Below are 20902 nucleotides of genomic sequence, written 5' to 3'. Positions count from 1 at the left end.
GGTTTCGACACGCGACCGGCTCACACACCGAATCTCGGGTGTTCTCGCTGCGACGAAACACTACCCTTTTGACCCTGCTTTCGGTATAACGCTGTATAATGGGTCGACGGAAGAAAATCGTACAAGAGTGTGAGCGGCTGATGGACAATCCGGAGAACATCCGGAACATCGCCATCGCCGCACACATCGACCACGGCAAGACGACGCTTACAGACAACCTCCTTGCGGGCGCCGGCATGATCTCCGAGGATCTGGCCGGCCAGCAGCTCGCGATGGACACCGAGGAGGACGAGCAGGAGCGTGGGATCACCATCGACGCGGCGAACGTGTCCATGACCCACGAGTACCAGGACACGAACCACCTCATCAACCTGATCGACACGCCCGGCCACGTCGACTTCGGCGGCGACGTCACGCGGGCAATGCGCGCCGTCGACGGCGCGCTCGTGGTGGTCGACGCCGTCGAGGGGACGATGCCCCAGACGGAGACGGTGCTCCGGCAGGCGCTGCGCGAGAACGTAAAGCCCGCGCTGTTCATCAACAAGGTCGACCGGCTCATCAACGAGCTCCAGGAGGGGCCCGAGGAGATGCAACAGCGCCTCCAGGACGTTATCGCCGACGTCAACGAGCTCATCCGCGGGATGGCAGAAGAGAAGTACGAGGAGGAAGGCTGGAAGGTGTCCGTCGAGGACGGCACCGTCGCGTTCGGCTCCGCGCTGTACAACTGGGCAGTGTCGCTGCCGTCGATGCAGGAGACGGGGATCTCCTTCGGCGAAATCATCGAGATGGAACGCAACGACCAGCGCGACGAGCTCCGCAGGCGGTCGCCGCTTTCGAACGTCGTGCTCGACATGGTCGCCGAGCACTTCCCGAACCCCGTGAAGGCACAGCCAGAACGGGTGCCGACGATCTGGCGGGGCGACGACACCCTCGATATCTCCGAACAGATGCAGTTCGTCGACGACGAGGGCGAGGTAGTCTTCATGGTGACCGACATCTCGATGGACCCCCACGCCGGCGAGATCGCGACCGGTCGGCTGTTCTCCGGCACCCTCGAGAAGGGCCAGGAGCTGTACGTCTCCGGCACCGCCGGGAAGAACCGGATCCAGTCGGTCGGGATCTTCATGGGCGGTGAGCGCGAGGAGGTCGACCGCGTCCCCGCGGGGAACATCGCCTCAGTGACGGGGCTGCGCGACGCGATCGCCGGCTCCACCGTCTCCTCGGTCGAGATGACGCCGTTCGAGTCGATCGAGCACATCTCCGAGCCGGTGATCACCAAGTCCGTCGAGGCGGAGAAGATGGACGACCTGCCGAAGCTCATCGAGGTGCTCCAGCAGGTGTCCAAGGAGGACCCGACGATCAAGATCGAGATCAACGAGGACACCGGCGAGCACTTGATCTCCGGGCAGGGCGAGCTCCACCTCGAGGTGATCACCCAGCGCATCGAGCGCAACAACGACATCCCGGTGATCACCGGCGAACCGATCGTCGTCTATCGCGAACAGCCCCAGCAGGATAGCGACGAAGTCGAAGGGATTTCGCCGAACCGCCACAACAGGTTCTACATCACGGTCGAGCCGCTCGCCGACGACATCGTCGAGGGGATCAAGCTCGGCAACATCTCGATGGACATGCCCGAACTGGAGCGCCGCGAGGAACTCCAGGAGTGCGGCATGGACAAGGACACCTCCCAGAACGTGGAGGACATCCACAAGACGAACGTCTTCGTGGACGACACGAAAGGGATCCAGCACCTCAACGAGACGATGGAGCTGGTGATCGAGGGGATCGTCGAGGCGCTGGACGACGGCCCGCTGGCCGCAGAACCAGTCCAGGGCGCGCTGTTGCGCCTCCACGACGCCCGGCTGCACGAGGACGCCATCCACCGCGGTCCAGCACAGGTGATCCCGGCGGTTCGGCAGGCGGTCCACCGCGCGCTCATCGACGGCGAGATCCGCCTGCTCGAGCCGATCCAGCAGGTCCGGATCGACGTCCCCAACGAGCACATGGGCGCCGCCTCCGGCGAGATCCAGGGCCGTCGTGGCCGCGTCGACGACATGTACCAGGAGGGCGACCTCATGGTCGTGGAGGGCATCGCCCCCGTCGACGAGATGATCGGATTCGCGAGCGACATCCGATCGGCCACGGAGGGACGCGCCTCCTGGAACACCGAAAACGCCGGCTATCGAGTGATGGCCGACAACCTCCAGAACGAGAAGATCATGGAGATCCGCGAGCGCAAGGGCATGAAGCTCGAGCTGCCGCCGTCGATCGACTACTTCTAGCTGTTCTCGGTTTCTCAGTTGTTCTCGATTTCTCTCCGGTTTCCGGTCGCGTTCTCGCCGCCGGCCCGGAACCCTTTTGATCGATCACGGGCGAAAAAGGGGTAATGAGTGACCTCGACGACGAGTACCGTCTCGATTACTTCGAGGAGGAAGGCTTCCAGCGGAAGGAGTGTCCCTCCTGCGGTGCTCACTTCTGGACGCGGAACCACGACCGAGAACTGTGTGGCGAACCGCCGTGTGAGGACTACTCGTTCATCGACAACCCCGGATTCGACCGGGAGTACACCCTCGAGGAGATGCGGGAGGCGTTCCTCTCCTTTTTCGAGGAGCACGGCCACGAACGGATCGATCCGTACCCGGTGGCGGCGAACCGATGGCGCGACGACGTCCTGTTGACCCAGGCGTCGATCTACGACTTCCAGCCGCACGTCACCTCCGGAAAGACGCCGCCGCCGGCGAACCCGCTTTGCATCTCCCAGCCGTGCATCCGGATGCAGGACATCGACAACGTGGGCAAGACCGGCCGGCACACGATGGCCTTCGAGATGATGGCCCACCACGCGTTCAACGCCCGGGAGGACATCGAAGATTCCGACCAGTACGCCTACGAGGGGGAGGTGTACTGGAAGGACGAGACCGTCCGGTACTGCGACGAATTCTTCGAGTCGATGGGGGCGAACCTCGAGGAGATCACCTACATCGAGGACCCGTGGGTCGGCGGGGGGAACGCCGGACCCGCGATCGAGGTGATCTACCGGGGTGCCGAGCTGGCGACCCTCGTGTTCATGTCGATGGAGCAGGATCCCGACGGGGAGTACGAGCTGAAGGACGGCAACCAGTATTCGAAGATGGACACCTACATCGTCGACACCGGCTACGGGCTCGAGCGGTGGGCCTGGATGAGCCAGGGGACACCGACGGTGTACGAGGCGGTGTATCCCGACGCGATCGAGTTTCTGAAGGACAACGCCGACATCGAGCACACGCCCGAGGAGGCCGAACTCGTCCACCGTGCGGCCAAGCTCGCCGGACGGATGGACATCGACGACATCGACGATCTCGAGTCCGCCCGCGAGGACGTTGCAGCGAAACTCGACGTCGACGCCGGTCGGCTCCGGGAGCTGATGGAGCCGCTGGAGGACATCTACGCGATCGCCGATCACTGTCGGACGCTCGCGTACATGTTCGGCGACGAGATCGTCCCCTCGAACGTCGGGACGGGCTATCTCGCCCGGATGGTGTTGCGCCGGACGAAACGGCTGGTCGACCGGGTCGGCGTCGACGCGCCGCTGGACGAACTGGTCGACATGCAGGCCGAGCGACTCGGCTACGAGAACCGGGACACGATCCGCGAGATGGTCCGCACAGAGGAGCGGAAATACCGCCGAACGCTCGAACGCGGCACGCGGAAGGTAAAGCAACTGGCCGACGAGTACGCCGGCACCGGCGAGCCGATCCCGCTTCCGGAGCTGATCGAGCTGTACGACAGCCACGGGATCCAGCCCGAGATGGTCGAGGAGATCGCCGCCGATCGCGGCGCAACCGTCGACGTCCCGGACGACTTCTACTCGCTTGTCGCAAAGCGGCACGACGAAGAGGAGGCGGGGAGTCGTGCCGAGGAAACCGACGAGCGGATCGCCGATCTCCCGGAAACCGAACAGCTCTACTACGACGACCAGGAGCGCACCGAGTTCGAGGCGGTCGTGCTCGACGTGTTCGAGCGAGACGACGACGAGTACGACGTCGTGCTCGACGGCACGATGTTCTATCCCGAGGGCGGTGGACAGCCCGCAGACCACGGGACACTCTCGACCGACGATACGACTGTCGAGGTCACGGACGTCCAGATCCACGACGGCGTGATCCTCCATCGTACTGACGGCGATCCCGGCAAAGGCGAGATCGTCAGGGGACAGATCGACGTCGATCGCCGCCGGCGGCTGATGCGACACCACACCGCCACCCACATCGTCGGCTTCGCCGCGCGGCAGGTACTCGGGGACCACGTCCGGCAGGCCGGCGCCCAGAAGGGGATCGACTCCTCGCGGCTCGACGTCCGGCACTACGACCGGATCACCCGAGAGGAGGTGACGGAGATCGAACGGGTCGCAAACGAGATCGTGATGGACAACGTCGCGGTGAAAGCCGAGTGGCCCGACCGCCACGAGGCCGAAAAGGAGCACGGGTTCGACCTCTACCAGGGAGGGATTCCGCCGGGACGGAACGTTCGACTGATCCACATCGACGAGGACGTCCAGGCGTGTGGCGGCACCCACGTTTCCCGGACCGGCGAGGTCGGGACGATCAAACTGCTCAAGACCGAACCAGTGCAGGACGGGGTCGAACGTCTGGTGTTCGCCGCCGGGACGGCCGCGATCGAGGCGACCCAGCGCACCGAAGACGCCCTGCGGGACGCCGCGGAGGTACTGGATGTCGATCCGCTGGACGTTCCCGAGACGGCCGAACGGTTCTTCGAGGAGTGGAAACAGCGGGGCAAGACAATCGACGAACTCAAAAGCGAACTCGCGGAGCTGCGCGCCAGTGCCGACGCCGAGGAGATCGACGTCGGCGGCACTCCGGCCGTCATCCAGCGGCTCGACGGCGACCCCGACGAGTTGCGTGCCACGGCAAACGCCCTGGTCGACGAGGGGAAGATCGCCGTCCTGGGGTCGGGCGCGGGCGGTTCGGCCCAGTTCGTCGTGGGGGTCCCCGAGGGAGCCGGCGTGAACGCCGGCGAGGTCGTCTCGGAACTCGCCGCAAGCGTCGGTGGCGGCGGCGGGGGACCGCCGGACTTCGCGCAGGGGGGCGGTCCGGACGTCGACCGGCTGGACGAGGCCCTCGAGTCGGCCCCTGGCGTGCTCAAGAACCTGCTTGCAGCCGACTGACCCACCGTGCCGTACGCCACCTGCGAGGGGAGATCGCTGTACTACGAGGTGGACGGCAACCCCGAAGCGTCGACCGTCGCGTTCGTCGGTGAGATCGGCTTCGGCGCCTGGCAATGGGGGTGGCAACACGCCGCTGTCGCCGGCCCGTACGAGAGCCTGGTGTACGACAGTCGCGGCATCGGCAACTCCGATGCTCCGCCCGGTCCGTATCGGCTCGGGGGACTCGTCGCGGATCTCGAGGCCGTACTTGCCGACGCCGGTGTCAGGAAGGCCCACCTGGTCGGTTGCGGGCTCGGCGGGATGGTCGGGCTTTCGGCGGCGGACAACTCCACGCGCGTCGAAAGCCTCGCGGTCGTCGGCACGCCCCCGTCGGGGGACGGCTTCGATCCGGAGCCATTGTGGGCGCCCCCGGATGACCGGGAAGCGCTGCGCTCGTCGGTGTGTTCTGCGGTCTCCAGGGAGTTTTCACGGCGCCAGCCGGACGTCGTCGAGTCGATTGTCGAGTGGCGGTCACAGGAGGACGCAGACAGGCGGGTCTGGGAGGCACAGCGTGCCGCGATCGAGGAGTTCGACGTCGAAGATCGTCTCCACGAACTGACGCTGCCGACGCTCGTGATCCACGGCGATCTCGACGACCAGTGTCCGCCCTCCCGTGGTCGTGCACTGGCGGAGGGGTTGCCCCGCGGCGTCTACGAGCCGGTTCCCGACGCAGCCCACCTCGTACACGTCGAAGCGTCCCGACGAGTCAACGACCGACTGCTCGCGTGGCTGGACGAACGACGGAGGTGAGCGGGGTCGTTCCCGCAGTTTCGGCGTCACGGACCCCGGCAAACCTCCGCCCCGGGCGCAACCTCTTTTTGAGTCGGTCGGCTACGGACAAGCAATGACCAGAACTCGCCTCGCCCTGCTGAACGCCGCCCACGACGGCGCGAGCACCCGGCGCAACTTCCGGCGGGAGCTCGATGCGGATCTCGTCGAATACGACGCGGCCGGCGGGGAGCTTCCGGGTGGGTACCCCGACGGCGCCGCCTTCGACTTCGACGGCGTCGTCGTCACGGGATCGCGCTCGTCGGTGTACTGGGACGAACCCTGGATTCCGCCGCTTTTGGAGTACGTCCGCGAAGCCTACGACCGCGGGCTTTCGATCCTGGGGGTGTGTTACGGCCACCAGGTCATCGCAGAGGCGCTCGGGGGGCGGGTCGCCGGAATGGACGACTTCGAGATCGGCTACAACGAGATCCGGCGCTGCGTCGACGACGATCCCGTTCTGGCGGGCGTCGGCCGCCGGTTCACCGCGTTCACCACCCACGGCGACGTCGTCGTCGATCCCCCGCCGGGGTCGCGCGTTCTCGCGGAAAACGAGTACGGGATCCACGCGTTCCGGAAGGAGCACGCCTGGGGCGTCCAGTTCCATCCCGAGTACGACATCGACACCGCAAGGGAGGTGACAGAAGGGAAACGCGACCGATTGGGCGACGAGACAGTCGACGCCGTGCTCGCCGAGATCACGCCGGAAAACCACGCGGCTGCCTGTGAGGTGAAGCAACTGTTCGACAACTTCCTTGCGTCCCTCGAGGAGTCGCGCCGGGTCACGGCCTGAGCTGTTCGAGTCCGGCGATGCCGGTTCCGCCCCGGTTCGGGAGCTATTAGGCGGGCGGGCGTTTCGCTTCGGATATGCCCACCGACGCGCAGCGAGCCTGCTTCGAGGCCGGAATCAAGTTCGGAACGCTGTACCACCAGTTCGCCGGCACGCCGGTCAGTCCCGACAGCACCCGGTCGCTGGAGACGGCGATGGCGGAGGCGATCGAAAACCAGCCGTACTGCGAGTCGGTAACCGTGCGGATCGACGACGACCGGGTTCGCGAGGCGATCGACCACGGGAACGGCTACACCGAACTCACCGGCACGCTCATGGACGTCACGATGCGGATCGAGTACGATGGAATCACCGCAGAGACCCGCATGGAGATGGCCGATGGCTATCCGTTGATGAAGCTCGAACGCGTCGATCGCGGGGAGTAGCCGGCACGCAGCCGCCGATTTCACTTTCGCTTTCGGGCGCGGATTTACATTTGTCGGCGTCGAACCGCCGGCCATGAGCAGTCAGACCACGTTCGGCGACGACGAACTGTTCGGCGAGGCGGCCGACGAGATGCGCGAGGACGTCGAGTCCCACCTCGCGGCGGCCCGCGCGGAGCTGCCCTCCGCGGCGGACGTCTGGGAGACGGACGCGGACAACGTGCTCGGCGCGCTCAACGGATTGAAGTCGGCGCTCGATGTCGGCGACGCCGCCGAGGAGCTCCGGCAGGCCAAGAAGTGGTACACGATGGGCGAACGCGCCGACGCGTTCGAGGACGCCGACGACCTGGAGGCCGACCTCGAGGAGCTGTCGGAACTGCTGGAGACGATCGAGGCCGCCCGGGAGGACGTCACCCTGCTCACGAGTACGGTGCCGGAGCTTCGGGGCGCGCTCCAGGAGGCGGCCGGCGGCGACGCTGGCGACGACGCCGACGACGCTGGCGACGACGCCGACGACGCGACGAACGACGCCGACTGATCGCTACCGGAACAGCCGGTAGGAACCCTGCCCGACGACTACCTCGCGGACGTTCCCGTCCGGCGTCTGGCTCTCGACGCGGAGATCGCTGACGCCGATCGTTCCTCCGTGCCGGATCACCTCGCCGACAGCCCGGAGATCGCCGGTCGCCCGCCGGAGGTAGTTCACGTTGAGGTTCACCGTCGCGGCGCTCGAAGATAGGGGGTTCTCGATGCAGGTTTGCTGGGCGATCCCGCCGGCGGTGTCGATCAGGGTCGCGGCGACGCCCCCGTGGATCGTCTCGCCGTCCGAGTTCGTGAGCTTCTCGTCGTACGGGACCGTGAGCACGATCTTCCCCCGTTCGATCGCCGTCACCTCGGTTCCGAGCCAGGAGAGGTAGCCGTGCTCCTGTTCGATTGCGTGTTCGACCATCGCTGCGGCCTCCTCGGGGAGCGGGGAGAGGTCCTCGATTTCGTCGTCCATACCCGTTCGTCTCCCCGAGATCCCTTGTAGACCGCGGAACCGTCGACAACCAACTGTGGGTTGTTCTCCCCCGCGGATCGACGATTCGAACGCGACGGTATCAGCAGTCGGCGACGCCGACGGGACCATCGACGGGCGGTTCGTCTTCGGTGTGGACAGGATCGACGCCCGGTGTGTCGGCGAGCATCGGGAGTCGGAGTTCGTAGGTGTACACCAGGTCGAACGCCTGGAAGGGGTCCCGCAGGAACCGGTCTGCGTCTTCGACGCCAGCAAACTGCACGCCAGCGACCAGGTGGACCACGTCGAACTGCCCGGTCGATCCCGCGAGTTCGACACCGAAGGAGCCGGGCTCGCCGAGATCGGTCAACACCGACAGATGAAGCCGCATCGCGATCCGTGGCCCCTCCGTTCCGATCGAGAACGCTCGGCCCTCGCCAGCGAAACAGCCAGAGTCGGGAACTTCGGTGTCGGTCACAGATTCACCCGTTTCGACGGCAGTCCGGTCGTCGACGTCCGGGGCCGGTTCGGTGGCAGCCCCTGCGGCTCCTGTAGCCCCTGCGGTTCCGATGGCGACTCCCGTCAGCAGAAGCAGCGAAGCGACTACGAGTGCGGCTCCGACGAACAGGACTGCGGCCTTCCGAAACGAAGGGACCGGCGAACGGGGGCCGGTTCCCGTGCGGATGGGTCGGCCATCACCCTACCAACGTCCGGCCCTCAAATAAGTGCTCTCAGTGTCCGTTTCCGGCGATCGTCTCGAACAGTCGGGACTGGGCGGCAGCCAGGTGTTCGGCGAACGTCGAGCGGGAAATACCGAGCTTCTCTGCGACGTCCCCGGCGCTGGATCGCCGCGGATACTCGAAGTATCCCTCGGCGTACGCAACCTCGAGGACCTCCCGTTGTCGGTCGGTGAGTTCGCCGCGATCGACGATCACGGGGTCGCTCGCGTCCTCGTTTGCGTCCCGGACGAGATACTGCACTTCGACGCTGTCGCTGACCTCCGACAGCGTGGCCACGACATCCCGGAGCGCGTCCGCATCCGGGAGGTTGAGCGTGAGCGCGAGCCGCCCGTCGCGCACGTCGACTTTCGCGAGGGGGTGTCCCGCCTCCTCGACGAGTTCACACGCACACGGATCCGTGTCGCGTTCGATGTGGTAGGTCTGCTTGTGTCCCTCCGAGAACACCGGAACCGAGTTCTCGTTGTCGAGTTCGGTGTCGGTGGAGAACTCCTCGGTTACGGGGCCCCCGTTCGACCGTGTCCAGTTTACGTTCTCGAGCGTTCCGGAGACGTCCCGCGACAGCGACGCGAGCGGACAGTTCCCCGGATCCGTGACGGCCAGTTCCGCACGAAGTCCAGTCATACACACAGATAGACAAGGGATAGTCAAAACGGCGCGGACGATTCTCATATAATAAAAAAGCCCGCTATACAACGGGATTTCGGCGATTATCCGCAATCGGTCAACAGCCCATCGACGAGCAACTCTCCGGAGGCGACGTTCGTCGCCAGCGGCACGTCGTGGACGTCACAGATCCGCAACAGCGCCGAGATGTCCGGCTCGTGTGGCTGGGCTCGCAGCGGATCCCGGAGGAACACGACACCGTCACAGCGCCCCTCCGCGATGGCGACACCGATCTGGAGGTCGCCGCCCAGCGGCCCGGAGGCCTTGCGTTCGACCTCGAGGTCGGCTTCCTCCCGGAGCCGTTTTCCGGTGGTTCCGGTGGCGAACAGCTCGCAGGCGGAAAGCGCCTCGCGGTGCTTTCGCGCGAACTCGATCATCTCCGGTTTCTTCTCGTCGTGTGCAATGAGTGCAAGCCGCATCCTTTCGGAGTCCGCCCCGAATCCACAAGCGGCTGTCGGTCCGTGTTGCATTCGTCGACTTCTCGAGTATTTATGTCGGATCTCCGATCCCGTGAATTCCCTGTGGGTGCTTCACACGGGAGTTTTAGCCCGTGTGAAAGGCGTTTTCACGCACGATTGCACCGAAGTATTTTTATGTGGGTGTACTGTAATGGGAACTACCAGAAGCCTCCGGCACTGGTGGCATCGCGCGAAAAATGATCGGGAATTCTTACCCACGGTCGAATGCACGCCACGCAGCCGCTGGTGTGTCCGGAGCGGTGATGGTATCGAGGTCAGACTACGCATGGTAACGAAACAGGACGTACTCGACGAGTACGACGTATCGGAATTGAAAGAATCGAACAATGTCGACGTTTCCGAAGAGGAACTGGAAAACGACTCGAAGGGGCAGCTCATCAAGAAGGCTGGCCAGCTTCGGGACCGACGAAACGAGCTCAACCAGATGGCGTCCGAACGGGCGTCGAAACGCGACGAGCTCAACGCGAAAACGCGGGAGAAGGTCGACGAGGCCCAGGAACACCGCGAGAAGCGCGACGAGCTCAACGAACAGGTTCAAGAGCACAAGGAAAAACGCAACGAGCTCAACGCCGAAGCGAACGAGCTGTTCGACGAGGTCGAACAGCGGAAACAGGACCTGGAGCTGTCCGACGGCAAGTCGATCGAGGAGCTCGAAGAGGAGATCGAGCAGCTCGAGTTCCGTCAGCAGACTGAGGTTCTCTCCGCGGAGGACGAACGCGAACTCATCGAGAAGATCGAGGAGAAACGCGAGAAGCTCGCGGATAAAAAGGAGAAGCTCGACGAGAGCGGCGACCTCGAGGGGCTCATCGAGGAGGCCGAGGAGGTCCGATCGGAGGCCTCGAAACACCACCAGAAGGTGACCGAGCTCGCGGACAAGGCTCAGGAACATCACAACAAGATGATCGAGGCCTACCGCGAGGCCGACGACGTCCGCGACGAGGCCGACGCGATGCACGAGCTGTTCGTCGAAGCCCAGGAGGCGGCCGACAAACACCACGAGGACTTCGTGCGCGTCCAGAAGCGACTCCGCGAACTCGACAAGGAAGAGGAAGAGGAGCGCAAGGAAGAGCGCGAAAAGGAGATGGAAGAAGAGAAGAAGGAAGCCGAGGAGATCTACCAGAAGTTCAAGGAAGGCGAGACCCTCGATACCGAGGACCTGATGAAGCTCCAGAAGACGGGGCTGCTGTAACGGCACCGTCCCGGTCGATTCGCCCGTGGGTTTTCGGCCGTCGTCGACGTGACTCTTTTAAGTGAGCCGACGGCCAGTTGCGAGTATGGTACAAACGAGTCCCAGGACCCGATCGATCGTCGGCCTCCTCGTGTTCGTCGTGGTCGCCGCCGCCGCGATCGCGGTCGGCTACACCGTCTTCGTCTGGTTCGTGGAATCGCTTGTCGATCTCGGCGGGATCGTCCTCACGATCGTGCTCGCGCTGGTTCTCCTCCGGATCGCCGCGATGGTGGTCCGATCGACGATCGCGGATTACAACGTCGCGGAGGTGAGCGTCGACGGGCCGATCACCCGCGACGGCGGCAACCCGAACCCGGTCGCCCGGGGGATGGGAACGCCCGCCGACGACATCGTCGAACAGATCGAACTCGCCGACGCCGACGACGCCGTCGACGCGCTGATGCTGGAGCTGAACACCCCCGGGGGCGAGGTACTGCCCAGCGACGACATCCGCCGGGCGGCGATGGAGTTCGAGGGGCCGACCGTCGCGTACGCCACGGACGTCTGCGCCTCGGGCGGCTACTGGATCGCGGCGGGCTGTGACGAGCTGTGGGCCAGGGACGCCAGCCTCGTCGGCTCGATCGGCGTGATCAGCTCCCGGGTGAACGCCGCCGAACTGGCCGAGAAGGTCGGGCTCTCCTACGAGCGCTTTGCCGCCGGGAAGTACAAGGACGCCGGCGTGCCCTTAAAGGAGATAGACGACGACGAGCGGGAGTACCTCCAGGGGCTCACCGATGACTTCTACGAGAGCTTCATCGAGCGAGTTGCCGAGGGGCGCGAACTGGATCCGGAGTTCGTCCGGGAGACCGAAGCGCGGGTGTATCTGGGGGAGGAGGCCCACGAGCTCGGGCTCGTCGACGATCTCGGCACCCGCGATGACGTTCGCGAGCACGTCGAGGGGTTAATCGACGCCACCGAGGCGCGCGTCCAGCGGTTCGAACCGCAGCGGTCGCTCCCCGAGCGGATCGGCATCGGCGCCCGGGGCGTCGCCTACGCGCTGGGTGCCGGCATCGCCGACCGAATCGTCGGCGAGGAGCCGCCCGAACTCCGGCTGTAACGGGGATCACATCTCCGTGTAGCGAGGGTCACTCCACCGTCGTTTCCCCGGTGGGGTGATCCTCGAGCCAGCGCTCCAGTTCCGCCCGGTGGTCCTGCCACTCCTGGAGGAGTCGCTCGTACTCCTCCCTGGCCGCGTCGGCGCCCCGGTAGGCGGCGATCGACTCCAGGCGGTTTTTCATGGCCATCAGACACGCGTCGGTTTCGTCGTCCCAGTCGTGGCCACACTGGATCATCGCGTAGTGGATCACTGCCCAGAACCCGAACCCGACGGGGTTGTCCTCGCTGCGTTCGCCGACCACCGGCAGGGGTTCCTCGAACGCCCGGAGATACGCCAGCGAAAACTCCGACACGAGGGGTTTCAGGCGGTACTCCCACTCGTCGCCGACGACGCCTTTCGCCTCGCGCTGCTGTTCGAGCAGGCTGTCGTATCCCTTCTCGTCGTCTCTCGACAGCTCCCAGTCGACGAGCCCCTCGAACTCGACCCAGCGGTCGGACTCCGCGTGGACGAACGCGTCGGGGTCACCCTCGAACACGAGACGCACGAGGCCGCCGTCGGGACCCGAGTCGTACGGCTGGAACTGCCCGTATGCCCAAAACCAGCCGGTTTCCCAGCTCTCGCTGGAGTTGAAGCGGGGCCACGTCGGGGCGAGATACTCCCTGAGGAACCGCGTTTCGTCCGCTGGAGACTCGAACCAGAACTCGATTGTGGCACCGGCCATGGCGGCTTCGTTCGCCGGGCGAGTGATATACTTTCGGTAGGGTGAAACAGCAAAACGGCCGTACTGCGATTGCTGCTGTGAGGGCAACCGATACCTTATCTCTGCAGCAACGTACGTCGAAGATCTGGCGGTACGGTCGTTCGACGCTGTCCACGCGGCGACCGCCGAAACCGCCCGGGATCGGTCGCCGGCCGAAACGCGTCAGTCGGCGGTGGACGACTGGTCCGTAGCTTTCTCTCGGAGTCCAGAGAGGGCGCTGCCGGCCGTGACGCGGGCCTCGCCGAGCGTCGCGCCGACCAGACCGCCGACGGCGCCGCCGGTGCTGGCCGCGTTCCGGCCCACGATGCCTCCCAGCGCCGCCCCGACGGCCGCCCCGATCGCTGCGTACTTCGCTCGGCTGAACGCGGTTTCGAATCGAGAACGCATACTGCATTTATCGCCGACTACTCACAAATAGGTGTTGTCTGGTTTTTTTTGACTTCTGCACCTCGCCCTCGCGCCGGGCGCTCTCGTCGGAGATCTGTTTCAATCCCGGTTCGGGTTTTCTGACTCCTGCGACACGACCGGTTCAACCCATCCGAGGCCGATCGCGATCGGTTTCAATCCCGGTTCGGGTTTTCTGACTCCTGCGACGACAGCGATCTCGACGCGCAGATCGTTCACTCTCGGTTTCAATCCCGGTTCGGGTTTTCTGACTCCTGCGACGGGCCGGTGTTGCCTTCCGTGGCGATCAGGTCAGCAGTTTCAATCCCGGTTCGGGTTTTCTGACTCCTGCGACTCTTCTGTATCTTCGCGCGGCGTGATAGCCTCATGCTGTTTCAATCCCGGTTCGGGTTTTCTGACTCCTGCGACTCCGGTTTTACAGCTCGGAAAGCGACCGGCTGGAGGTTTCAATCCCGGTTCGGGTTTTCTGACTCCTGCGACCGCCCCACAGCTCCGAATAGATCCGCTCGTGATACGTGTTTCAATCCCGGTTCGGGTTTTCTGACTCCTGCGACACGATCGTGAACTGCCCAGTCTCGAGGACAAAGCGTTTCAATCCCGGTTCGGGTTTTCTGACTCCTGCGACCGTTCGCCCGAAAAACGCGAACCGCCGGACGCCGATGTTTCAATCCCGGTTCGGGTTTTCTGACTCCTGCGACCTGACGGTGCCGTATCATTGAACGGCTCGATGATCGGTTTCAATCCCGGTTCGGGTTTTCTGACTCCTGCGACACGGTTAACGTGTACGAGCAGTACATCGAAGAGTTTCAATCCCGGTTCGGGTTTTCTGACTCCTGCGACGTGTCGCGACCCCGTAAGTATAAGTCCCCGTGTAAACGTTTCAATCCCGGTTCGGGTTTTCTGACTCCTGCGACGGCTCGAACGCCTCGCCGTCGACGATCTCCAGGTGTTTCAATCCCGGTTCGGGTTTTCTGACTCCTGCGACCGGTCGATCGTCGATTCGTTTGCACTCATCGAGATGTTTCAATCCCGGTTCGGGTTTTCTGACTCCTGCGACCAGCGTGGACAAACGGCAATATTTTCCGCTACTCTGTTTCAATCCCGGTTCGGGTTTTCTGACTCCTGCGACGTTCGGCGGCCTCCATCTCGGCGTCGAAGTCGCGGTTTCAATCCCGGTTCGGGTTTTCTGACTCCTGCGACAGTCGGGCGCCTGTGTACTCGAACTTCCTCGATCAGTTTCAATCCCGGTTCGGGTTTTCTGACTCCTGCGACTCCGAGACGGGGAGATGGTCCGGAGACGCTCGCTTTGTTTCAATCCCGGTTCGGGTTTTCTGACTCCTGCGACGTCCCGGTCGATATCGACGGAGAGGAGGTCAAATTGTTTCAATCCCGGTTCGGGTTTTCTGACTCCTGCGACCGCTGCCGAGTCCGGTCACTTGGACATCCTCGATCGTTTCAATCCCGGTTCGGGTTTTCTGACTCCTGCGACCTTCGGATCGACTGTTTTAGGAATTGAGCCATCGGGTTTCAATCCCGGTTCGGGTTTTCTGACTCCTGCGACTCCCGAGTGTGGAAGTACCGACGTCAGGATTGCGACGTTTCAATCCCGGTTCGGGTTTTCTGACTCCTGCGACGAGACGGGAGATGGTCTCCGGAGGCAAAGAGAGCTGTTTCAATCCCGGTTCGGGTTTTCTGACTCCTGCGACCGACGAGGACGTAACAACGGACTCGGTCGAGCTCGAGATGTTTCAATCCCGGTTCGGGTTTTCTGACTCCTGCGACGTCGCGATCCTCGCGATCGCTCTCGCGGCTCTTGTTTCAATCCCGGTTCGGGTTTTCTGACTCCTGCGACGCGAGTATCGACTCGGACGCGATCGACGACTCGCTGTTTCAATCCCGGTTCGGGTTTTCTGACTCCTGCGACAGAGACCTCGATCGACTCCTCGAGGACGCGGTCGAGTTTCAATCCCGGTTCGGGTTTTCTGACTCCTGCGACGACAGTGACCACACCGAAGATGCGTCGGACGGCGAGTTTCAATCCCGGTTCGGGTTTTCTGACTCCTGCGACACCAGCGATTTTTGAGACAGCACACCAAATCGCATAGTTTCAATCCCGGTTCGGGTTTTCTGACTCCTGCGACAGTTCTCGAGTTTCAGGAGAGCGGGAACCCACACATTGTTTCAATCCCGGTTCGGGTTTTCTGACTCCTGCGACGCGATGGTGGCCGCGAACGCGCCGGCCGCAAGCACCGTTTCAATCCCGGTTCGGGTTTTCTGACTCCTGCGACTCACCAGTACGACCCGGATGACGAAGACCTCAACGATGTTTCAATCCCGGTTCGGGTTTTCTGACTCCTGCGACGTCGGGAGGGATGCGAGTGATCGAAGCTGTCGAGCCGTTTCAATCCCGGTTCGGGTTTTCTGACTCCTGCGACACAATGATTGATCGACTCAGAGACGACGATCGGATCCGTTTCAATCCCGGTTCGGGTTTTCTGACTCCTGCGACTCCCTAAAGCATCCCCAACATATAGGTATCCATCACTGTTTCAATCCCGGTTCGGGTTTTCTGACTCCTGCGACAGGGGGTCGAAATCCGCCGAGAGAGGCAATAAATCTTGCTCCCACCGTGATTATTAGCCTCTTGTTCGTCGACTGGGGCCGTACAGAGACTTCATAAAGGTCGACGAAGATCACACCACGTTCGACTGTTCGTCTGGCGTCTCGGCCCCGAGTTCGGAGACATCGTCCAAACAGGACTCACACAGCCGATAGATTCGAATCCGATCCCCATCGTCGGGATCGATATGCCCTTCGAGTTCGTCCTCCAGTTCAACGCGCTCGGTTTTGTTCACTTCCAGTTCGAAAACGCTGTACTGTTTCCAGGCCCCGTACCGCTGGAGGGTTCGATACACCTGCCGGCGGTTCGCATCGTCACTCACATCGTAAGCGATTGCTAGGCGCATGGTCATCGATCGAACGAGAGCGCGTGATACTCGGTGAGTTCACCTGTGATCGCTTTCCGTAGCAGGATCGCTTGCTGCCGGACCGCCTTCCGCCGACTGACCTCGTACTCGAAGTGGGGATGGGTCAGCGTCTCCTGCATAAAACCGTCGAACTTCGAAAGGTACGTTTTGAACGCGTCGTCGCTCAGATGGTTGTCTTTTGAGAAGTCGTCGTGAGTGAACACGCCTCGATTGATCAGTCGCGTCACGAACGCGTCACAGAAAATCGGGCGGAACTCCTCTTCGAGATCGAGTGCGAGTGACGGCCGCCCGTGCCGATCGGCGTGCAGAACACCGAGAAACGGGTCCAGGTTGTATTGCCGGAGCGCGCTCATCGACTCGTTCTTCATGAAGGTATAGGTCAGCGACAGCAGCGAGTTGATATGATCCTCCGGCGGGCGTTTGGTCCGTTTCTCGAAGGTCCACCCCGAGACGAGTGTCTCGTCGAGTCGATCGAAGTACCGTTCGGCAGCCTCGCCTTCGGCTCCGCGGAGATCGTCCTTGTTCGATACGTTTCGGGCGCGTTTGCCGAGGTCCTTGAGTACGTCCGTCCCGTGAACGCCTTTCCGCGAGAGGAGCGTCCGCTGGTTGCGGATCTTCGCTGCGATCATCTCCTTGGCGATCGCGAGTTCCTCGGTGTAATCGAGTGCGTACTGTGCCCGGCGGATCTCGGCGATCGTGTTCTTCTCCGGGACGAAACTCCCGCGGTACTTGCCGTTCTGGGTGAAGTAATTGAGGACGATTCCGTGTTCGTTGGCCTCGGCGACGAACGGCGTGGTGAAGTTGACACCCCCGAAGACGTTGATCGTGTCGAGCTTTTCTTTCGGATAGGTGGCGAGTTCCGGATCTTCATCGTCGGCGGCGTCGACGTCCCAGACGACGATCCGCCCCTCGTCGGTGCGGACCTGCGTTCCCTGTTTGGTGACGTAGACGACCGACTCGTCGAACATGCCCTCCGTCGCCTTCATGGGTGATCCTCCCACCCCGTGCCACGGGCGCGTTCGGGTTCGAGTTGGGCCGTTTCGGCTGGCATACAATACTCGCGCGCCGAACAGCCGTTACATTTGTTCGTGTTGTTCGTGAACGACGGAATTGAGTTAATCGACATGGATCGGATACGATCGATGATCGTCTGTACCGCGCTGCGGTGTTTTCCTGTGATGTGAATCGCATGACGTTCATCAGTCGAGTACAGATAGATGTAGCCGACGTTCACAGCTTCGTCGATGGCATCTTCCAGCAACATGCAGTATGCCGCGATCTGTACCTCGTCGCTGGGGTAGTAGTCTCCGCTTTCAGCCCGCTTTCGTTCGATCGGAGTGAGTGTACCTCTATCGCTCTCGATGAGGTCAATCTTCCCGTGCAATCCGAGGCTGTCCGAACGAAAATAGCGTTCAGTCGTCCACCCCCCTCGCCGTGACTGGGCAGCGTGTTTCGAGCGCCCGTCAACCAACTCATAGGTGGTACCGATCTGATCTTGATAGCGCTGGTAGTAGTATCGACGCGGACAGTATACGTATTCCTGTAGGGCACTCACGTGAACGAGTTCGTCTCGAAAGCTCGCTTTCGTCATAAGTTGTCGAGGAAATCAGAGTCATCGCTGCCGGACAACTGTTGTTCTTGCTCGATGACATGACAGTGTAGATAGAGCGCATCGATTCCAATAGCAAGGCTATGCATGTCCTTATTTTGTATCCGAATCGGATAGAGGAAGAAAAAGTCGTCAAGTTCGTACTGGCGTTTCACCCGGCTCGGAGGGCCATTAACCGCATAACACACCAATCCGGACTCCTCGGCGTCCGCCCGTTGGCCGCGCTCGCGCAGACGGGCGTTGACTTTCGTGATGGACGGCACACGAGATCCGCTGCCGTTCGGATCGACACCGATCTGTAGTCCGGACTTGAGCTGGGGCTTTCGACCGGTGTTGGACGTATCGTCGATCCAGGCATTCAGCGTACCACCAGTGAAGTAAACACTACGACCATATCCTTCATCAGTTGTCTCGATCGTCCCGTCGTACACGCAGAACCCGTCAACGTATCGCTCGCGACGATCGATTTTCGCTCGCTGATCCGACGGAACGAGCCGCTCGAAAGAGTCTCGATCGACAAATTTCACATCTCCGTATCGAAGTAGATAGAACAGGTCGTAGGTTGTGACTCGATCTTTCGTCCGATCGTAGACGAGCGCTTGGATATTATCGCCCCGGTACCACTGTAAGGAAGTCAATACGCGCCAATCAAGCGTCTCAGTGAACCGTTCCATGTCCTGAAGCGAAAAGTCCGCTCCTGGACCGACACCGAAGTGTCGCTTGATCCGATCGAGTGTCGACTGTTCAATCGCCTGCTGGTCGTCCGAAGATGCATTCCGAAGGCGATCGTCGAGATGTTCGAACGCCTCGGCCGCCGAATACTTCGCGTCAAAGGTGGCAGGCTGGCGGGGATCGGGATACGCATCGGCTAAGATATCATCGAGTTCACTCCGTGTGGTCGTCTGCCCCTCGTATTCTGACAGGGCATTCGCGACTGTCCGAGGGACGTAACAGCGTGCCTGTTTCCAGTCAGAAGCCGATCGCAGCCGGCCGAGACGCTGTAAGAAGCTTTCCCTGTTGTGGCCTGCGAATAGGATTCGATCGACATCAAAGTCGATGCCGACTTCGACTGCGGAATTGCTGACGAGTACGTCGAACCGAGCTAGCTTTTCTGCCTTGTTTTCCCCATAAAACCCGTCGATCCGTTCGACGTTGCCGTCGATCTCTTCGTCGAGCCACGCGTGGACTTGGCCGACTTCGTGGATGCCGTCGAGCATCACGACCGTCCTACCACTCCGACAGAACCGGAGTATGTCTTCTGCTTCCTCGTGAAGGATTTCTCCAGTGCCGAAGGTCGGTGCGGTGCGCACGTCGAGTTCGACCGGCGGCATTACGCTATACCACTCATTACCCGGTGACTCCGTGTACGACTTCCGTTCTCGACTGTCGTGGTCGGTCACGCGGACGTATGGTGCTTCCATCGCGTTCTCGAACAGTCGCTCTTGGCGCTGATCTGGCGTTGCACTGAGAAACGCCACCTTTCGAAGTGCGACGACCGCCTCGTCTGCGGCCTGCATTTCGTCGAGCAGAAACCTGAGCGTGTTCTGTTCTTTTCGACCGGCACGGTGAAACTCGTCGACTACCGCCACCTCGAAATCCTTGTACTCGCGGGATCCCTTACGGTAAAGCCCACGACGCATCATCACGAAGATATCCGGATTCGTGAGAAGAATCACTTGATTATTGTATCGTTTCTCCTGTCTAAGCCAATCGTCGAGTACTGCTCCGTGTGACGTCGGTCCGAAGTCGTCGCTTTTCTCGGATAGTGTCGCTGCAGTCGCTTTCAACACTGCGACGTCGTGATCGACGGTCTCTTCGACTTTTCGTTGGATCGCCTCCTGTTGGTCGGCGATGAGAGCATTCGTCGGATAGATCGCGATCGGGTCGATCTCGTTGGCGAACACCGGGGCCAACCAGGACGACGTTTTCCCGCCACCTGTCGGGCTGTCGTTGACCGCGACGAATCGATCCCTCTCTTCGAACAATCGCTGTAATTCCCGCTGATGAGCGAACGGGGACACGTCGAACGGATACGACTCGTCGTGCGTCTGCAACGCCACACCCGAAAGATCGAGTGTTGTCATCGTTTGGTGGCGAGGAACGTGAGGTCAGCGGGGAAGCGAACTCGATCGTCGTCTTCGCGATCGATACTGACGTACTTGCCCGTATAGTCGCCCTGTAGCACGAGCGGTGTCGGCTTCATCGACTTCGTGACGACGTTTCCCTCCGGTGGCGTGGGGTAGTCGTACGCTCCGATTGGATGGTTCAATCTGAACTGTCCAGACTTTCTCGTCGCGGAACGACGTTGGATGTCGAGTCGAGCCTTTCCCCGTTTTTTGCCCAGTCGAACGTATTGCGGTAATCGGTCGTCGAGTTTATCAGCCGAAGGACCGCGCGAGATGACGAAAAACCTGAGTGGGGTACTGTGTGCGAGTGATCGCCGCCGGCCGTAGGATGGGAGATTCTGTTTGGCGTTCGGATCGTCCTGTGCCGAATAATTCACTTCTGCGTACTCATCGCTCGTCGCATTATAGGTCGTCGTGACGTAGTTCGGTGCCGAGCCTGATACTGGGGCCGCAGGCGAGACGTACACGTCAGTGACCTCGGCAGTGTCTTCGACGTATGTGGGCTCGTACGACGTGTCCACGTAGCGACCGCTCGCGAGGCCAAGCGCGTAGTAGAGCGCCGTGTTGAGAATGTACGGCTCGGTGTCCGCCAGGCGTCCCACCTCCCGGGACGTGAAGGTGACTTCGCCGCGTGTCCGAAGGGTCGCTTCGAGAACGTCCAT

General features: G+C 62.1%; 19 protein-coding genes and 1 CRISPR repeat array. Of the genes, 8 read left to right on the top strand and 11 right to left on the bottom strand.

Going from position 1 to position 20902, the window contains the following annotated elements:
- Window positions 1-98: 98 nt before the first annotated feature.
- From AArcSl_RS02855 to AArcSl_RS02830, 6 genes are all read left to right on the top strand, one after another.
- Window positions 99-2285 (top strand): elongation factor EF-2, encoded by a 2187-nt coding sequence (locus AArcSl_RS02855; protein ID WP_119814754.1) that lies wholly within the window; start codon window positions 99-101, stop codon window positions 2283-2285.
- Window positions 2286-2389: 104 nt separating this feature from the next.
- The gene (gene alaS / locus AArcSl_RS02850) at window positions 2390-5170 is read left to right on the top strand and encodes an alanine--tRNA ligase (protein ID WP_119814751.1); all 2781 of its coding nucleotides are present in this window, start codon (window positions 2390-2392) and stop codon (window positions 5168-5170) included.
- A 6-nt stretch (window positions 5171-5176) separates the two neighbouring features.
- The gene (locus tag AArcSl_RS02845; protein WP_119814748.1) at window positions 5177-5959 is read left to right on the top strand and encodes an alpha/beta fold hydrolase; all 783 of its coding nucleotides are present in this window, start codon (window positions 5177-5179) and stop codon (window positions 5957-5959) included.
- Between the two features lie 94 nt (window positions 5960-6053).
- Complete coding sequence (locus AArcSl_RS02840) at window positions 6054-6770, top strand: type 1 glutamine amidotransferase (RefSeq protein WP_119814745.1); 717 nt, start codon at window positions 6054-6056, stop codon at window positions 6768-6770.
- Window positions 6771-6844: 74 nt separating this feature from the next.
- On the top strand, window positions 6845-7192 hold the full coding sequence (locus tag AArcSl_RS02835) for a dihydroneopterin aldolase family protein (protein WP_119814742.1): 348 nt from the start codon (window positions 6845-6847) through the stop codon (window positions 7190-7192).
- Between the two features lie 73 nt (window positions 7193-7265).
- Window positions 7266-7727, top strand: a complete 462-nt coding sequence (locus tag AArcSl_RS02830) for a DUF5790 family protein (RefSeq protein WP_119814739.1) — start codon at window positions 7266-7268, stop codon at window positions 7725-7727.
- A 3-nt stretch (window positions 7728-7730) separates the two neighbouring features.
- On the opposite strand, the gene AArcSl_RS02825 is transcribed toward AArcSl_RS02830, so the two are convergent.
- From AArcSl_RS02825 to AArcSl_RS02810, 4 genes are all read right to left on the bottom strand, one after another.
- The gene (locus tag AArcSl_RS02825; protein ID WP_119814735.1) at window positions 7731-8189 is read right to left on the bottom strand and encodes a PaaI family thioesterase; all 459 of its coding nucleotides are present in this window, start codon (window positions 8187-8189) and stop codon (window positions 7731-7733) included.
- Between the two features lie 100 nt (window positions 8190-8289).
- Window positions 8290-8757: a DUF7332 family protein gene (locus AArcSl_RS02820; RefSeq protein WP_449267270.1), complete on the bottom strand. Its 468-nt coding sequence runs from the start codon at window positions 8755-8757 to the stop codon at window positions 8290-8292.
- Window positions 8758-8917: 160 nt separating this feature from the next.
- Window positions 8918-9547 (bottom strand): helix-turn-helix domain-containing protein, encoded by a 630-nt coding sequence (locus AArcSl_RS02815; RefSeq protein ID WP_119814730.1) that lies wholly within the window; start codon window positions 9545-9547, stop codon window positions 8918-8920.
- An 86-nt stretch (window positions 9548-9633) separates the two neighbouring features.
- Entirely contained in the window at window positions 9634-10008 is a 375-nt protein-coding gene (locus AArcSl_RS02810) for a methylglyoxal synthase (protein ID WP_119814727.1), read from the bottom strand.
- Between the two features lie 325 nt (window positions 10009-10333).
- Between AArcSl_RS02810 and AArcSl_RS02805 the strand changes: the two genes are divergently transcribed.
- Both AArcSl_RS02805 and sppA read left to right on the top strand, forming a co-directional pair.
- A complete protein-coding gene (locus AArcSl_RS02805; RefSeq protein WP_119814724.1) occupies window positions 10334-11257 on the top strand; it encodes a coiled-coil protein in 924 nt (307 codons plus the stop codon).
- Window positions 11258-11342: 85 nt separating this feature from the next.
- On the top strand, window positions 11343-12353 hold the full coding sequence (gene sppA / locus AArcSl_RS02800; RefSeq protein WP_119814721.1) for a signal peptide peptidase SppA: 1011 nt from the start codon (window positions 11343-11345) through the stop codon (window positions 12351-12353).
- A gap of 28 nt (window positions 12354-12381) precedes the next feature.
- On the opposite strand, the gene AArcSl_RS02795 is transcribed toward sppA, so the two are convergent.
- The 7 genes from AArcSl_RS02795 to cas5d form a co-directional block, all read right to left on the bottom strand.
- Complete coding sequence (locus AArcSl_RS02795; RefSeq protein ID WP_119814718.1) at window positions 12382-13074, bottom strand: hypothetical protein; 693 nt, start codon at window positions 13072-13074, stop codon at window positions 12382-12384.
- A gap of 201 nt (window positions 13075-13275) precedes the next feature.
- Entirely contained in the window at window positions 13276-13500 is a 225-nt protein-coding gene (locus AArcSl_RS02790) for a hypothetical protein (RefSeq protein WP_119814715.1), read from the bottom strand.
- Between the two features lie 96 nt (window positions 13501-13596).
- Window positions 13597-16101: direct repeats of the CRISPR family, unit length 37 nt; unit sequence GTTTCAATCCCGGTTCGGGTTTTCTGACTCCTGCGAC.
- A gap of 110 nt (window positions 16102-16211) precedes the next feature.
- The gene (gene cas2, locus AArcSl_RS02785; protein WP_119814712.1) at window positions 16212-16484 is read right to left on the bottom strand and encodes a CRISPR-associated endonuclease Cas2; all 273 of its coding nucleotides are present in this window, start codon (window positions 16482-16484) and stop codon (window positions 16212-16214) included.
- Window positions 16485-16486: 2 nt separating this feature from the next.
- Window positions 16487-17491 (bottom strand): CRISPR-associated endonuclease Cas1, encoded by a 1005-nt coding sequence (gene cas1 / locus AArcSl_RS02780; RefSeq protein ID WP_119814709.1) that lies wholly within the window; start codon window positions 17489-17491, stop codon window positions 16487-16489.
- The gene (gene cas4 / locus AArcSl_RS02775) at window positions 17488-18096 is read right to left on the bottom strand and encodes a CRISPR-associated protein Cas4 (protein WP_119814707.1); all 609 of its coding nucleotides are present in this window, start codon (window positions 18094-18096) and stop codon (window positions 17488-17490) included. Before cas4 ends, cas1 begins: the two co-directional genes overlap by 4 nt.
- A complete protein-coding gene (gene cas3 / locus AArcSl_RS02770; protein WP_119814704.1) occupies window positions 18093-20198 on the bottom strand; it encodes a type I-D CRISPR-associated helicase Cas3' in 2106 nt (701 codons plus the stop codon). The genes cas4 and cas3 overlap by 4 nt, the downstream gene beginning before the upstream one ends.
- Complete coding sequence (cas5d, locus tag AArcSl_RS02765) at window positions 20195-20902, bottom strand: type I-D CRISPR-associated protein Cas5/Csc1 (RefSeq protein ID WP_119814701.1); 708 nt, start codon at window positions 20900-20902, stop codon at window positions 20195-20197. Before cas5d ends, cas3 begins: the two co-directional genes overlap by 4 nt.

This window comes from Halalkaliarchaeum desulfuricum (genome assembly GCF_002952775.1).
Classification (GTDB): domain Archaea; phylum Halobacteriota; class Halobacteria; order Halobacteriales; family Haloferacaceae; genus Halalkaliarchaeum; species Halalkaliarchaeum desulfuricum.
This window is presented reverse-complemented; position numbering and strand designations above follow the sequence as displayed.